The 15,100-nt window shown below is 32.7% G+C and carries 13 protein-coding genes; 5 read left to right on the top strand and 8 right to left on the bottom strand.

Features of this window, described 5'->3' with window-relative positions; all coding sequences use genetic code 11:
* Window positions 1-26: 26 nt before the first annotated feature.
* The gene (locus PBN93_RS04360) at window positions 27-1,766 is read right to left on the bottom strand and encodes an ABC transporter ATP-binding protein (RefSeq protein WP_077399233.1); all 1,740 of its coding nucleotides are present in this window, start codon (window positions 1,764-1,766) and stop codon (window positions 27-29) included.
* Window positions 1,767-1,924: 158 nt separating this feature from the next.
* On the opposite strand from PBN93_RS04360, the gene PBN93_RS04355 reads away from it, so the two are divergent.
* The 3 genes from PBN93_RS04355 to PBN93_RS04345 all read left to right on the top strand — a co-directional run bounded on the left by PBN93_RS04355 (window position 1,925) and on the right by PBN93_RS04345 (window position 6,995).
* Window positions 1,925-4,108 (top strand): acylase, encoded by a 2,184-nt coding sequence (locus PBN93_RS04355; RefSeq protein ID WP_077399230.1) that lies wholly within the window; start codon window positions 1,925-1,927, stop codon window positions 4,106-4,108.
* 6 nt (window positions 4,109-4,114) lie between these two features.
* A complete protein-coding gene (locus tag PBN93_RS04350; RefSeq protein ID WP_271081542.1) occupies window positions 4,115-5,194 on the top strand; it encodes a TPM domain-containing protein in 1,080 nt (359 codons plus the stop codon).
* A gap of 115 nt (window positions 5,195-5,309) precedes the next feature.
* A complete protein-coding gene (locus PBN93_RS04345) occupies window positions 5,310-6,995 on the top strand; it encodes a helix-turn-helix domain-containing protein (protein WP_077399224.1) in 1,686 nt (561 codons plus the stop codon).
* 1 nt (window position 6,996) lies between these two features.
* Here PBN93_RS04345 and PBN93_RS04340 read toward each other — a convergent pair whose 3' ends face one another.
* Complete coding sequence (locus PBN93_RS04340; protein WP_271081541.1) at window positions 6,997-7,575, bottom strand: hypothetical protein; 579 nt, start codon at window positions 7,573-7,575, stop codon at window positions 6,997-6,999.
* A gap of 253 nt (window positions 7,576-7,828) precedes the next feature.
* Here PBN93_RS04340 and PBN93_RS04335 point away from each other — a divergent pair, with 253 nt between their 5' ends.
* Entirely contained in the window at window positions 7,829-8,719 is an 891-nt protein-coding gene (locus tag PBN93_RS04335; RefSeq protein WP_077399218.1) for a DMT family transporter, read from the top strand.
* A 3-nt stretch (window positions 8,720-8,722) separates the two neighbouring features.
* Here the strand turns inward: PBN93_RS04335 and PBN93_RS04330 are convergent, their stop codons facing one another.
* The 6 genes from PBN93_RS04330 to PBN93_RS04305 all read right to left on the bottom strand — a co-directional run bounded on the left by PBN93_RS04330 (window position 8,723) and on the right by PBN93_RS04305 (window position 13,534).
* Window positions 8,723-9,505 (bottom strand): DUF3050 domain-containing protein, encoded by a 783-nt coding sequence (locus PBN93_RS04330; protein WP_077399288.1) that lies wholly within the window; start codon window positions 9,503-9,505, stop codon window positions 8,723-8,725.
* 125 nt (window positions 9,506-9,630) lie between these two features.
* On the bottom strand, window positions 9,631-9,969 hold the full coding sequence (locus tag PBN93_RS04325) for a n-acetylglutamate synthase (RefSeq protein ID WP_077399215.1): 339 nt from the start codon (window positions 9,967-9,969) through the stop codon (window positions 9,631-9,633).
* 5 nt (window positions 9,970-9,974) lie between these two features.
* A complete protein-coding gene (lpxD, locus tag PBN93_RS04320) occupies window positions 9,975-10,967 on the bottom strand; it encodes a UDP-3-O-(3-hydroxymyristoyl)glucosamine N-acyltransferase (RefSeq protein ID WP_077399212.1) in 993 nt (330 codons plus the stop codon).
* Between the two features lie 108 nt (window positions 10,968-11,075).
* The gene (locus PBN93_RS04315) at window positions 11,076-11,531 is read right to left on the bottom strand and encodes a tRNA (cytidine(34)-2'-O)-methyltransferase (protein WP_077399209.1); all 456 of its coding nucleotides are present in this window, start codon (window positions 11,529-11,531) and stop codon (window positions 11,076-11,078) included.
* Window positions 11,532-11,594: 63 nt separating this feature from the next.
* Window positions 11,595-12,662 (bottom strand): phosphotransferase enzyme family protein, encoded by a 1,068-nt coding sequence (locus PBN93_RS04310; protein WP_271081540.1) that lies wholly within the window; start codon window positions 12,660-12,662, stop codon window positions 11,595-11,597.
* Window positions 12,650-13,534 carry a sugar phosphate nucleotidyltransferase gene (locus PBN93_RS04305; RefSeq protein WP_271081539.1) on the bottom strand — a complete coding sequence of 295 codons (885 nt, stop codon included), beginning with the start codon at window positions 13,532-13,534 and terminating at the stop codon, window positions 12,650-12,652. The genes PBN93_RS04310 and PBN93_RS04305 overlap by 13 nt, the downstream gene beginning before the upstream one ends.
* 378 nt (window positions 13,535-13,912) lie before the next feature.
* Here PBN93_RS04305 and PBN93_RS04300 point away from each other — a divergent pair, with 378 nt between their 5' ends.
* The gene (locus PBN93_RS04300; RefSeq protein WP_271081538.1) at window positions 13,913-15,070 is read left to right on the top strand and encodes a homogentisate 1,2-dioxygenase; all 1,158 of its coding nucleotides are present in this window, start codon (window positions 13,913-13,915) and stop codon (window positions 15,068-15,070) included.
* Window positions 15,071-15,100: the final 30 nt, after the last annotated feature.

Here is a 15,100-nt window from a genome sequence, read left to right as displayed (position 1 = left end):
CTTTTTAGTTGTAATATTCCTCGTTATTATATTCTTGCCTGGTAAGTAAACAAGTTAAAGTAACGTCCTTCTTTAGCAATAAGTTCATCGTGAGTGCCGCTTTCTGCAATTTCGCCATTTTCTATTACTAAAATCTGGTCTGCCTTGCGTATAGTACTTAGTCTATGTGCAATAACAAATGTTGTTCTGCCTTTGGTTAAAGTAGCTAAGCTTTTTTGTATTAAAGCTTCACTCTCTGTATCTAAATTAGATGTGGCTTCGTCTAAAATTAATATTTTAGGATTGGCCAAAATAGCTCTTGCAATAGCAATACGTTGGCGTTGTCCGCCAGATAATTTAACACCTCGTTCTCCAATTAAAGTTTCTAAACCATCATCAAATCTATCTGTAAATTCATTTACGTAGGCAGCTTCAACGGCGTTTAAAAGTTCTTCTTCTGTAGCATTTGGCCTAGGAAAAAGTATATTGTTACGTATGGTACCTTCAAATAAAAAGTCGTCTTGTAAAACAACGCCTAAATGTTGTCTAAAACTGTTTAAGTCTATTTTAGATAAGTCGCTACCATCAATAGTAATTGTACCACTATCCGGATTTAAAAAACTAGCGGCTAAACCAGCAATGGTAGATTTTCCAGATCCAGAACTGCCAACCAAAGCAACCACTTTACCAGAGTTTACAGTAAAGCTTACGTTGGTAATTACCTCTTTATCTTCTTCATACGCAAAAGATACATTGTTAAATGCAACATCACCCTTAATATCATTTAAAACAATTGTACGGTCTTTTTCATCTGCTTCTGCGGTCATATTCATAAGTTCTTCTGTACGGTCTAAACCAGCTAAAGCTTCTGTAAGCTGACTACCAACATTACTCATCTGTACAATTGGTGCAACCATAAGTGCAAGTAAAAATGTAAACTGAAAATATTCACCTGTTGTTAAGTCTCCCGTAATTAATAAATAACCGCCGTAACCCATCATAATACCAGTTGTGGCAAGTCCTAGTAAAAAAGTAGAAGAACTTGTCATTACAGCAGTTGCCGTTAAGCTCTTTTTTACATTTTTATATAATTTGGCAACGCCTTTTTCAAAAATTTTATTTTCTTGTTCTTCGGCGTTAAAACCTTTAATAACTCTAACTCCGCTTAAAGTTTCTGTTAACCTACCTTTTACTTCGGCATTTATTTTTCCTCTTTCTCTAAAAACAGGGCGTATAATTTTAAATGCTTTTATAGAGATAAAGGCAAATAAAATTAAGGGTGCAAACGCCATTAAAGTCATTGTTAAACTAATTTGCACCAGTAAAACAACAGATACTACTGCGGTAATTGTACCACCAACTAATTGTACCAAGCCTGTACCAATTAGGTTGCGTACGCCTTCTACATCACTCATTATTCTAGAAACCAAACCGCCAGACTTGTTATTGTCAAAAAAACTAATAGGTAAAGACAATACTTTTTTCTGTACTTGAGCTCGTAACTCAGATATTAAATACTGTGCCTGTATACTTAATACTTTGGTAAGTAAAAATGATGTTATTGCTTGCACTAAAAAAGCTGCAATTACTAATGCAACTAAAACTTTTAAGAAAACAATATCCTTATTAGGCACAATATCATCCATTAAATACTTAAGAGATATTGGCGCAACAAAACTTGCTGCTTTGCTTATTACAATTAACAAAAGACCAATAAAAACAAGTTTTCGTCTAGGCCAAATTATAGTTTTAAATGCGGTTAAAATGCTTACTTTTTTCTCAGCCATCTTTCTATTTTCAATTTATCTGCAAGGTAATTTAAATCTGTCTTAATTTTAGTTATCTGCTTTGTTAATAAGGTTATCAACCTAAAAAAACCTTTAAAATTAGTTTTTAAAACAGAAGTCTATTATTTTCACACAAACCATTTTAATAGTTCTTTTAGATGAAAATTAGTATTTATACCCTAGTGTTTTTAAGCTTATTAGTCGGTTGTAAACAAGCAACCAAACAAAACGAAATTGTAGAACGTTGGCAAGCTCATGCAGACAATATTACTATAATTAGAGATACATTTGGAGTGCCACATATTTATGGTAAAACAGATGCTAATGCTGTTTTTGGCTTATTGTATGCGCAATGTGAGGACGATTTTAACCGAGTAGAACAAAATTATATTTGGGCAACTGGTAGGTTGGCAGAGGTAGACGGAGAAGAAGCTTTGTATAGTGATCTGCGAGCTAAATTATTTATGACAGAAGAAGAGGCAATTGCAAACTACAATAAGAGTCCAGAATGGTTAAAGGAGTTGTGTAATGCATTTGCAGATGGTATAAATTATTATTTACACACGCACCCAGAGGTTACACCTAGGTTGTTGACAAAGTTTGAGCCTTGGATGCCAATGTATTTTAGTGAAGGCTCTATTGGTGGAGATATAGAACGAATTTCTACACGTAAAATAAAAGCATTTTATGAGGGTGATATGGAAATTCCTGAAGCAACAGAATTAAAAATTGAAGAAGAAAAAGAAGAGTTAGAACCGCAAGGATCTAACGGAATAGCAATATCTGGTAGCTTAACACAGTCTGGTAATGCAATGCTTTTAATTAATCCGCATACCTCATTTTTCTTTAGAGGAGAAGTTCACGTCGTTAGTGAGGAAGGTTTAAATGCATACGGAGCAGTTACTTGGGGGCAGTTTTTTGTGTACCAAGGGTTTAATGAAAAAACCGGTTGGATGCACACATCTACATACACAGATGTTATGGATGAGTTTAATGAAACTATTGTAAATCTTAATGGCGATTTAAAATACCAGTACGGAGAAGAACTTAGAGATGTTGTTGAAGATTCGGTTACCTTAAAGTACAAATCTGGTGAGTCTATCAAGCAAAAAACGTTTAAAACGTACAGAACACATCACGGACCAATTACACATAAAGCAGACGGAAAATGGACAGCCTCTGCTATGATGTGGGAACCTGTAAAAGCATTAGAACAATCTTATATAAGAACAAAGCAAAACGGATACAAGGGTTTTAGAGAAATGATGAATATACGCACCAACTCATCTAACAATACTGTATATGCAGATGCTGGTGGTAATATAGCTTATTTTCACGGCAATTTTGTGCCAGTACGCGACACTGTTTTTGATTATACTAAGCCAGTAGATGGTAGTAATCCGCAAACAGATTGGAAAGGATTGCACACTGTAGATGAAAATATATTGCTTTTAAATCCTAAAAACGGATGGTTGCAAAACTGTAATTCTACGCCTTATACTGCAGCATTAGACAATAGTCCAAAAAGAGAAAACTACCCTAAATATATGTCTAAAGATCAAGAAAACTTTAGAGGAGTACACGCAATAAGTTTATTAAAAGACAGAAAAGAGAACACATTAGATAGTCTTATAAAATTAGCACACGACCCATATTTACCTGCTTTTAAAGCTTTAATTCCGGGTTTAATTGAAGCGTATGACAAAACAGACAGAACTAAACTTTTAAGTTTGCCAATAGCGGAGCTACGCAACTGGGATTTTAAAACCTCAAAAGAATCTGTAGCAATGACATTAGCACATTATTATGGCACCCTGTATGGTAGAAACGGAAAACGACCACATAAAATGAGTGATATGGAGGCAATGACTTACTTTGGATCTGAGTCGCAAATGTCTGAGCGTTTATCAATCTTTAGAGCGGTAATAAAAAAGTTAGAGTCCGACTTTGGAACGTGGAATATTCCGTGGGGAGAGGTAAATAGGTACCAACGTTTAAATGGCGACATAAAACAAGCGTTTAATGATGATAAGCCAAGTGTTGCAGTTGGTTTTGCATCGGGTCGTTGGGGAGCTTTAGCAGCCTATGGTGTTAGCTATACCAACAATACCAAAAAAATATATGGTACTCGTGGCAATAGTTTTGTTGCTGCGGTTGAGTTTGGAGAAAAAGTAAAAGCAAAGACAATTTTGGCTGGCGGACAAAGTGGAGATCCTGCTTCGCCACATTTTAACGACCAAACTGATTCATATATAAATATGCAATTTAAAACCGTAGCTTTTTATAAGGATGATGTTTTAAAACAAGCAGAAAAAACATACCATCCTGGAGAAGTAAAGTAATTGAGTATGATTAAAAAAATAGCTTTTTTAGTTCTTCTATGTTTTACAGTTGTTGGTGCTGCGCAAGATTATCAGTATCCTGTAATTAAAGATATAGTAACTGATAATGCTGGTATATTTGAGAGAGAAGCAGCACAAGCTTTGCGTAATAAATTGACAAATTTTGAAACAGAAACAACAACGCAGCTGGTGGTGCTAACTATTAACTCTCTTAATGGGCAAAGCATAGAAGATTTTGCAAACAAAACATTTAATCAAAACAAGTTAGGGCAAGCAAAGGAAGATAATGGTATTTTAATTCTGTTTTCTAATTTAGATAGAGAGGTTAGAATTGAAGTTGGCTACGGATTAGAACCGTATATTACAGACATAGTAGCAAAGCGAATTATAGAAGATACTATGATTCCTGAGTTTAAAGAAGGCGCATATTTTACAGGTATAAACAAAGCTACAGACCAATTGATAAACTTTATTAAAAACCCTGAAGCTCTAAAGAAGTTTAAAGAACTCATAAAAGAGAGAGATCGTAAGCAAGAAAGAATTGCAAATATATTACTACTCACCTTTGGTTTCTTTTTTTTGATTACAGGTTGTTTTGTTATTTATATTTCAGGAAAAAAGGGGCTTAAAATTTTTAAAAAGTTTTTTACGGAAAGGGTTGGACTTATCTTTTTTACAATAAACATACTAGTATATACAGTATATTTTTGTTTTGGTGTTGTATTGTTGGCAATTATTATTTTGGCCTGTTTTAAAAAATATGGTTATCAGGTTGAACCATTCATAGAAACTAATTTTACCTTAATTTTTTGTGTTTCAATAGTGTCATTTATTGCTACCTTAACAGTAATTACAATTATAAATCTTGTTGTAAAAAATAAAACTAAGTTATCTTTTTCATTGTTTAAAAGTGATTATGATTCTGTTGTAAAAGCTATAAAAAGTATTGGTTCTGGAAATGGAGGAAGCGGAGGTTTTTCAAGTTCATACAGTAGTTACAGCAGTAGTGGCTCTAGTAGTAGTTCTAGCAGTTTTTCTGGCGGAGGAGGAAGTTCTGGTGGAGGTGGAGCAAGCGGAAGTTGGTAATTTTACATCACACATAACTAGAAGTAAATAGGTGTCTTATTTTTATATCTTAAAATTTATAATGATATTGTAAATTGGAATAATATCAAGGTTATTCTGCATAACACATAAACCATTGCAACAACAAAAAGCACTAGCATTATTAAAATCTGGTAAAAATGTATTTTTAACAGGTTCTGCAGGTACAGGTAAAACATATGTTTTAAACCAGTACATTACCTATTTAAAAAAGCGTAGAATACCAGTTGCTATAACAGCATCTACAGGTATTGCGGCTACGCATATGAATGGGATGACCATACATTCTTGGGCTGGTTTTGGTATAAAAGAACAACTTACCAGAGCCAATCTAAATGCTATGAAGGAGAAAAAGTACCTGAAAGAACATTTAGAAAATGCAAAAATTTTAATTATTGATGAAATATCTATGCTGCATAAAAAACAGTTAGATATGGTAGATACTGTTTTGCAATTTTTTAAAGAGAATGATGAGCCCTTTGGAGGAATACAAGTTGTAGTCTGTGGCGATTTTTTTCAGTTACCACCAATTGGCAATCAAAATGAAAAAAGTAAAGATAAATTTGCGTTTATGTCTGCCGTTTGGGTTGCTGCTAAATTTAATGTTTGTTATTTAACAGAACAATATAGGCAAGCAAATGAAGATGTTTTAAATACTATTTTAAATGAAATTAGAATAGGAAAAATATCTAAAAAAAGTATTGAAGAATTAAAAAAAGCAGAACAAAATACGTTTAGTAAGGATGATGAGCCAACCAAATTGTTTACACACAATTATGATGTAGATCAGATTAATAACGAGCATTTACAACAATTAAAAGGTAAGGTTAAAAGATTTAAAGCTACCACTAAAGGAAACAAAAAACTGGTAGAAACGTTAAAAAAATCAGTCTTAGCTAAAGAAGAATTAGAGCTAAAAATACATACCAAGGTTATGTTTGTACGCAACAACCAAGAACAAGGTTATGTAAATGGTACTTTAGGTACTATTGTTAGTTTTAATGATGATGGATTTCCTGTTGTAAAAACAGCCCAAGGAAAACGAATTTCTGTAAAGCAGGAGAATTGGGGTGTACAAGATGAAACGGGTAAAGTTTTAGCTAGTTTAGACCAAATACCATTGCGTTTGGCCTGGGCAATAACGGTACATAAATGTCAGGGTATGACGCTAGATGGTGCGCTTATAGACTTATCTAAAACTTTTGAAAAAGGTCAGGGTTATGTTGCCTTATCTCGTTTAAAGAATATAGAAAACTTAAAGCTATTAGGTTTTAATGAAATGGCTTTGCAAGTAGATGGTTTAGCTTTTAAGGCAGATAAAAGATTTTTAGAACTATCTAATGAAGCAGACAAGACATACAAGCTAGATGATTTGGAAGAAGATGCTATTAAGTTTGTAGTTAATTGTGGTGGTTTAACCAATATAAAAGCTATAGAAAAGCACGCTAAAAAAATTATAGATAAAAAAATTAAAAAAGATTCTACTTACGATGTTACTTTAGATTATTTTAGAAAGAAATTAAGTATTGAAGAAATTGCAGATCAAAGAGGGCTATCTAGTGGAACTATAGCGGGACATTTAATTAAATTATGTAAAGATTATCCTGAAGAAGATTTTAGTTTTTATCAGCCTAAAGAACAAATAATTAAAGATGTAGAAAAGGCTAAAAGCAAGCAGAAAAAAGGAGAGCCTGTAAGTTTAAAAGCTATTTTTGAAGCCTTAAATAAAAAAGTAGATTATAACGATATTAAGCTGGCACTAGCTTTTATTGGTAGAGAGTAACTTACTCTTGTATTACAATAATAGTAGCTTTAGACCCTGTAGAAAGCAACCATTTTTTAGAAGATATCACTTTACCATTTTCATCATAAATGTTTACTTGTGCAGTATTTGGCCCAGATGTACCTTGGTTTAATGCTTCAAAATCTATACGGTTAAAACCTTTTTTTAGCGTATGATTTACTCCTTTAAAAGCGCCGCCAAGCATTAAATTATGCTCTATTACTTTGCCATCTGCATAAATTTTTACGCGGTCACCATCTACATATTCGTGATCTCTACAAACAATACCAACAAATTTCCCAGTAGTTTTTACATCACCTAAATACTGGTCTCCGTGAAAAGATTTAGAATCTTTTTTTTCTTCAAAACCTAAACGCGGATTTAATTTAACATCACGCCCTGGTTTAACAAGTCTGTTATCAGGAGACATATCTATTCTAGGTTTCATTACAGAATCTAAAAAATTAGTATTGTTGGTTTGCTTTTTAGGCTCTGGAATTATGATAGTAACAGGCGGAGCTGTTTTTACTTCTTTTTTTGCTTCAATTTTTAAAGGTATCACAGTCGTTTCTTGTGCCACAAGTGGTGCGGCAAAAAATAGAATGACTAATAATGTGAGTAAAGAAAATCGCATTAAACTACTTTAAAATTTAAATATAAAGATAACAAATACCTTGCCACGTCATAATTTTTTGTTGTTAAATTAACAGTTAAGAGCTTTTTTTAGATAAACTGCAATTCGTTATAAAAACTAAACACTAAGACTATTATTCTTAAATAAAATATTTTTTAAAGTTCTTTTTATTTTAAATTAGCCAGCTAATTTATGGCGTATGAAAAAGGCAAAAGTTGCTCTAGCTTTAGGTGTTTTATGCATCTCTATATTTCCTATTTTGGTTAAGTTAAACTTAACACCAGGTGTTATTTCTGCCTTTTATAGAATGGCAGTTGCTACAGTGTGTATTGTACCATATGTTTTATTAACCAAGCAGTTTAAGATTACAGCTAAAAAACCATTTTACTTAGCAATGTTATGCGGCGTTATTTTTGGTTTAGATGTTGCTGTTTGGAATATAGCTATACAAGAGTCTACAGCTACACAAGCTACACTTTTAACCAATTTATCTCCGGTTTGGGTTGGTGTAGGGGCTTTTTTCTTTTTAAAAGATAAGCCTACTAATAATTTTTGGTTTGGTACCGTAATTGCAATTATAGGTATGGTAATGTTGGTTGGTTTTAAAACATTTGTTGCGTTAGATTTTAATTTGGCCTTTTGTTTTGCAATACTATCTGGTATGTTGTACGCTGTATATATGTTGCTTAGTAAAGATATTTTAAACAAAATAAATGTACTTACCTTTATGACCACAAGCTTGGTTGCGTCTACGTTTTTTTTAGGCGTTTTAAGTTATATAATAAATGAACCTTTTACAGGTTTTTCTAACGCTGGTTGGTTGGTGTTAATCATACAAGGTTTAGTGTGTCAGCTTTTAGCTTGGTTGCTAATTAGCTATGCAACTAAGCATATGCGCGCAACCAGAGTGTCGGTTAGTTTACTAGGACAGGCTATATTGGCTTCTTTTTTAGCTTGGTTGTTTTTAGATGAGGCTATTTCTACGCAAATGGTAGTGGGTGGTTTGGTATTGCTATTTGGTATACGCATTACCTTTTACCAAAAAAGTATATTTGCTAAAAAAAGAGTTTTAAAAAGAAAATTATCTTAGTAGTTATACTACTGCTAGAGCATTTTTATTAATTAGGTTGCTAATAGCATCCCATAAATTAATGCGCTGTTGTAGTGCTTCTTTGGCTACCATTAAGGTTTCTTGCCACTTGGTGTCATCATTACCACATAACTCAGAAATCATTTGTAAAGATAGTGGTCCATGCTCATCACCATCTAACTCAATGTGTCTTTCTAAGTAATATGTAAGTTTATTATAGTGCTTGTTTTCTGCATCGGCATTTTTAAGAATTTCTACAAACATATCTGGTATAAGATCTTCTCTTCCAAACGTAAATGCCGAAGCTATTAAATGTGGTTTATTTGTTTCAATTATTTTAAAAGTATACTTAACAAAATTGGCTACATTTTTATCTAATTTTGCTTTTTCTAACGCCGAAGAAACAGTTTCTTTTTGAAGTATAAGATTGATAAAATTTTCAATAGAATTTGTGTTTGCTCCTATTTGATGCATTGCATCTAAGTACATTGTAAAATGACTTTTAGGCTCGCCAAGTTCATTAATGTCACTTTCTTCGCCGTGTACAATTTCGTTAATAAACCGTGCCAATGTTGGATTGCTTGCAGGCACCCAAGGAGTATCTGTGCAGGTTAAATGTTTTTGAAGCGCTTTTAAGAGCGACATAAAGTCCCAAACCGCATAAACGTGGTTTTCCATAAAAACTTTAATGTCGTTTACGTCTTTTAAACTTGCATAAAGCTTGTGATTTTGAAGCGCTTGTCTTAATTCAGAAATTTCATTTTCTATGTGCTCAATTCTGTTCATTCTTTCTAAAATTATATCTAACAATTGATACTGTACTTTGCATGCGCAAAAACAATGGTATTGGTTTTGCGCTGCAAAATTAATACATAGGTGTTATTTTAGATGAATTTTATACAAAAAAAACACTATTCTTCATCTAGAATAGAGTTTCCTGTAGATTTGTCTCCAGAGGTCCATTGCCATTTTTCATGCAATCTAATTTTTCCATTTGGCAAAATTTCTGGTTTAGACGTACATTTTCCGGTCATTAACTGGTTGTTGGTATTTACTTGGTGGTATCTCATTTCTATAACACCATTAGCATCAACCAAGCCAATTAAGTGCCCTTTTTTTATGTTACCACCTGCATAGTGAGCAGTTAAAATAGCGCCGTTTTGTTTATATGTAAAAACGGTGTCATTAGATGTTTCAGAATTTTTAGAACTATTAGTCGGTCTAAATATTTTACCGTTATAGTTTATCATTACTTCTAATTTCTACTAAGTTTTTTCATGACCACCCATTGTTTTAGCATATCTCTAGAATCTTGAGCAGGATAGCCTAAAACAGTTTTTCCTGGGGCAATATTACCCATAACACCAGATCCTGCGCCAACAATAGCACCATCACCAATAGTAGTATGGTCTTTTATAGATGCACTACCACCTATAATAACGCCGTCTCCTAATGTTACTGAGCCAGCTAAACCACTATGGCCTGCCATAATACAAGACCTTCCCATAACACAATTGTGAGCAATTTGTACTAAATTATCTATTTTACAACCATCACCCACAATTGTAGAACTAAATTTACCACGGTCTACACAAGAGTTGGCTCCAATTTCAACATCGTTACCAATAACAACATTACCAATTTGTGGTATTTTAACCAAACCTCTACCATCATCACTAGGTCTGTACCCAAACCCATCTGCACCAATACTAACATTAATATGAAAAGTGCAACGAGCTCCAATTTCGCTACGTTCTCTAACAACAGTTCCAGACCACATTACCGTTTGGTTGCCTACGGTAGAATCATCTAAAATAGTAACATTTGGGTATAAAACAACGCCTTCTCCTAAAACAACATTTTTACCTACATAGCAGCCAGCACCAATTTTTGTTCCTGCCCCAACTGTTGCTGTGCTATCTACAACAGCGGTTGGGTGTATGTCTACGTCAAAAACAGGTTTTCCAGGATCAAAAGCTTCTAAAAGTTTAGCTAAAGAAATATCTGCATTTTTTACTTTTATAAGAGCTGTGTTTTCTCTTGGTTCAATTTTTAAATTATCATTTACAATAGCTACACTGGCATTAGAGTTTTTCCATAGGCGTACATATTTTACACTGCCTATAAATGTAATTTGCTTTTCTGTGGCTTTTTCTATTTGTTCTGCGCCTTCTATTTTGTGTGTAGTGTTACCTACTAATTCTCCACCTAAAAGTGTGCTAATTTCTTGTGCTGTAAATGATTTCATTCTTAATTTATAAGGTATTATTGGTTAAGGTTATTTATTATGGACAGCTTTAAAAGTACTTATAAAAAGTAATTAAAGTTTATATTTTGACTGTTTTTGTTATAAAAACTACAGGTTTTTAGATTTTATTGCATCGTAGATAACAATGCTAACAGCATTTGCTAAGTTTAGGCTTCTTATGTGTTCGCTAAAAAGGGGGATTTTGTAAAGGCTATTTTTGTGGTTTTCTACTACAGATTTAGGCAGGCCAACAGACTCTTTGCCAAACACAAAAAACATATTGTCTTCATAATCAATTTCATAATAGTTTTTTTTTGCTTTAGCAGATAAAAACGCGAATTTTTTATCAGAATGAATTTCAAAAAAATGAGCTATGCTATCGTAAATTTTTAAATCTAAATGCTGCCAGTAATCTAAACCAGCACGTTTAACCCTTTTATCATTTAACTCAAAACCAAAAGGCTTAACCAAGTGCAATGTAGAACCCGAGGCTAAACTTAATCTTCCAATATTGCCTGTATTGTTTGGTATTTCTGGTTCAAAAAGTACAATGTTAAAGCTCATAAATAATTTTGCGTTTAAGCAAAGAAACGCATTGAATTTTTAAAATAAAAAGATTTGCTTTTATTAGCTAAATTTTTTCTTTAGAATAGCATTCATATAATCTACATTGTCTAATGCTTTTTTAGAGAAGTTAAAAAGACTAACACACCTATCTAAATTCTGATTAGGATAAGCAACCTTGTAGTAAGCATCATTCTGTAAATAATCTGTAAGTGTACGTAAGCCGTGTATAAAAGGCATAAATACTGCGCCAAGGGGTAAAGATGCAATTTCATCTTTACTTAATAGATTTTTATTGGTACTTAACCCATCTACAAAAGAGCTAAAAAGTTCTTTGTTAAATGTAATTTTAGATAGGTCTTTTTCATCCTCGGGAGCTGTATTGGCAATAGTACGTACTGCATCTCCAAAATCGTAATAAAAATAACCTTTCATTAAAGTGTCTAAGTCTATTAAACAAAGTGCTTTGTTGGTGTTTTTAGAAAATAAAATGTTGTTAAGTTTTGTGTCATTATGGCAAACTCTAATTGGTAATTCTGTAAAGCAAAAATCTAGCAAATCTGGTAACAACTCTTCAGCAAATTCTATAGCATCTTTTGCGGCAGTTGTACGTTCTTTTTTAGCTTTTTCTAGCGCATCAAAAAACTGATTATTTCTGTATATTAAATTATGAAAATCTGGTATGGTATCTTGGTATGTTGTTGCGTTTATAGGGCTTAAAAGAGCGTGAAATTCGCTAATGATTTTCCCTGCTTCAAAAGCAATATTTTTATCAGTACTGGTATTATAAGTAGTGCTATTATTAATATATGAAAGCACTCTCCAAAATCCTTGTTCTTTGTGGTAGCTAGTATTTTTTTTAGTTTTTATTACGTGTATGCTACTATACAAATCACTATTTAGTAACGGTAGTGTTTGTTCTATATTTTGCATAACACCAGCTATATTTTTAAATACATTATTGTTAATACGTTGCAAAACATACGCAGGTTTGTTGGTTACTATAACCAAGTAAGTGTCATTAATTAATCCGTTAGTAATTGCTTTAAAAGTGTAACTATTTTTGGGAACATTAAAGTGACTTAATATTTTAGCAGGTTCTGTAGGCATAGTATTTTTTATAAGTTCCATAAATTAAGAGGATATTCTCCTGTGTTTGTCATTTCTGCTAGTTTAAATACTGCAATATCTCTATCTTCTGCATAGGTAATACCAAACCAGTTGCTTTCAGAATTTAGTACAGTAATCTCTACGTTTTGTTTATTAATCATTTTTTGTAAAACAGAGGGTAAAAAAACCTCGCTAGATTTAATTTTTTCCTCGTCCTGTAAAAACAGTTTAAAATCCTCTTCTATTGTAGTAAATATTGAAGCATCACAAACCCAAAAATTCATACTGACTTCTTCGTTTCCTGTAAACTCAATTCCTGTGTTGGTGTCTACTATTTTTTTGCCTTGCTTTTCTAATTTTAGGTGTTCTGCAACATTGGTTAAAACACCATTTTTAATATTACATACACCTCTAGATACAGATCCATTTGTAGATAAGGTATCTTTTAGTGTGTAAGATATAAGCCCAAATTTATATTTGGTACTAGCTTGCATAATTTTGGCTGCATTTTTAAAAGCTAAGCTGCCATAAAAATCATCGGCATTTAATACAGCAAACGCTCCATTAATTACATTTCTGGCGGTCCAAACAGCGTGTGCAGTTCCCCAAGGTTTTATGCGTTCTGTTGTGTAACTTGTACCTTTTGGAACATCAGAAATTTCCTGAGCTAAAACATCTAGTTTTATTCCGGTTGGTAGCCGTTTAACCAGGTACTCTTGTAAAAAATTTACTTTATCTTTTTTAGTGACAGCAACTATATGGGTAAAGCCATACTTAATAGCGTCAAAAATGCTAAATTCCATTAAAAATTCAGCTTTTGGTCCTAGGGCATCAAATTGTTTTAGTTTACCATATCTGCTACCATTGCCTGCAGCCATTAAAAGGAGTGTCATTTTTTAAGTTTTGTAGCAAAAATAAGGTTTTGTAGTGTGGTCCTTGGTAGTATTTTTGTTAAATACTATGCGTTTTTTATATTTTTTGACTGAAAAATAGGGTTACAACTTATAGTAAAATATGCTATTTATGACATAAAACCTAAAATATTAAAAAGCTTTACTATCTTTGCCCTGTTGTGTTGTGTCTCAATTAATTTTTGAGACAATGTTGAACACCATTTTAGATGGTATCAACCAATGAAAGGCTTTCCTATTGGAAGGCTTTTTTTATGTCTAAAACTTTATAAATTATTAATAATATAATTTTTAGCTTATTTTTTAGATAAAGTTCAAAATATTGTACATTTATTGTCTATTTAAAAGAACAATAGTAATATGCCGTTATACCATAAACTAGGTAAAATACCACCTAAAAGACACACCATTTTTAAAAAAGATGATGGAACTTTGCATTACGAGCAACTGTTTGGAACTATAGGTTTTGATGGAATGTCGTCCTTAATGTACCATATGCACAGGCCAACAATGGTAAAAGAAGTTGGTAAAACAATAGATGTTTCTCCAAAAGCAGCTGTAGCCCATAATATTAAATCTAGGTTACTAAAAGGTTTTGATGTTAGACCAGAGGACGATTATTTAGACAGTAGAAAAACTGTATTATTTAATAATGATGTACACGTTGGTTTAGCTGCTCCAAAAAAATCACTGACAACGTATTTTTATAAAAATGCAGATGCAGATGAGTTGTTATTTATTCATGAGGGAACGGGGACATTAAAAACTATGTTGGGTGAAATTCCTTTTGAATATGGGGATTATATTGTTATTCCAAGAGGAATGATTTACCAAATAGAGTTTGATACAGAAGACAACCGTTTATTGGTAACAGAGTCTTATCATCCAATTTATACGCCTAAAAGATACAGAAACTGGTTTGGTCAGCATTTAGAACATTCTCCTTTTTGTGAGCGCGATTTTAAATTGCCGCAAAATTTACAAACATATGATGAAAAGGGAGATTTTTTAATTAAAGTAAAAAAACAAGGACAATTGCACCACTTAACCTACGCGTCTCATCCGTTTGATGTAGTTGGTTGGGATGGATACAATTTTCCTTATGCATTTTCTATACATAATTTTGAGCCAATTACTGGCCGTGTGCACCAACCGCCACCAGTGCACCAAACTTTTGAAACTAGTGCTTTTGTAGTGTGTTCTTTTGTGCCTAGATTGTACGATTATCACCCGGAGTCTATTCCTGCTCCATACAACCATTCTAATATAGATTCTGATGAGGTTTTATATTACGTAGATGGTGATTTTATGAGTAGAAAAAGTATAGATAAAGGATATATTTCTTTACATCCTGCTGGCATACCTCACGGTCCGCACCCAGGTACTTATGAGGCTAGTATAGGTAAATCTAAAACTGAAGAATTAGCTGTAATGATAGATACTTTTAAGCCGTTACAACTAACGCAATTGGCATTAGATATAGATAATGGTACTTATTACCAATCTTGGATGGAATAATTAAAAACAGATTATAAAATAAAAGGAGGC

The organism is Cellulophaga omnivescoria, from assembly GCF_027915275.1.
GTDB lineage: Bacteria > Bacteroidota > Bacteroidia > Flavobacteriales > Flavobacteriaceae > Cellulophaga > Cellulophaga omnivescoria.
The sequence above is the reverse complement of the archived record's forward strand: the minus strand, read 5'-3'. Positions and strand labels throughout refer to the sequence as shown.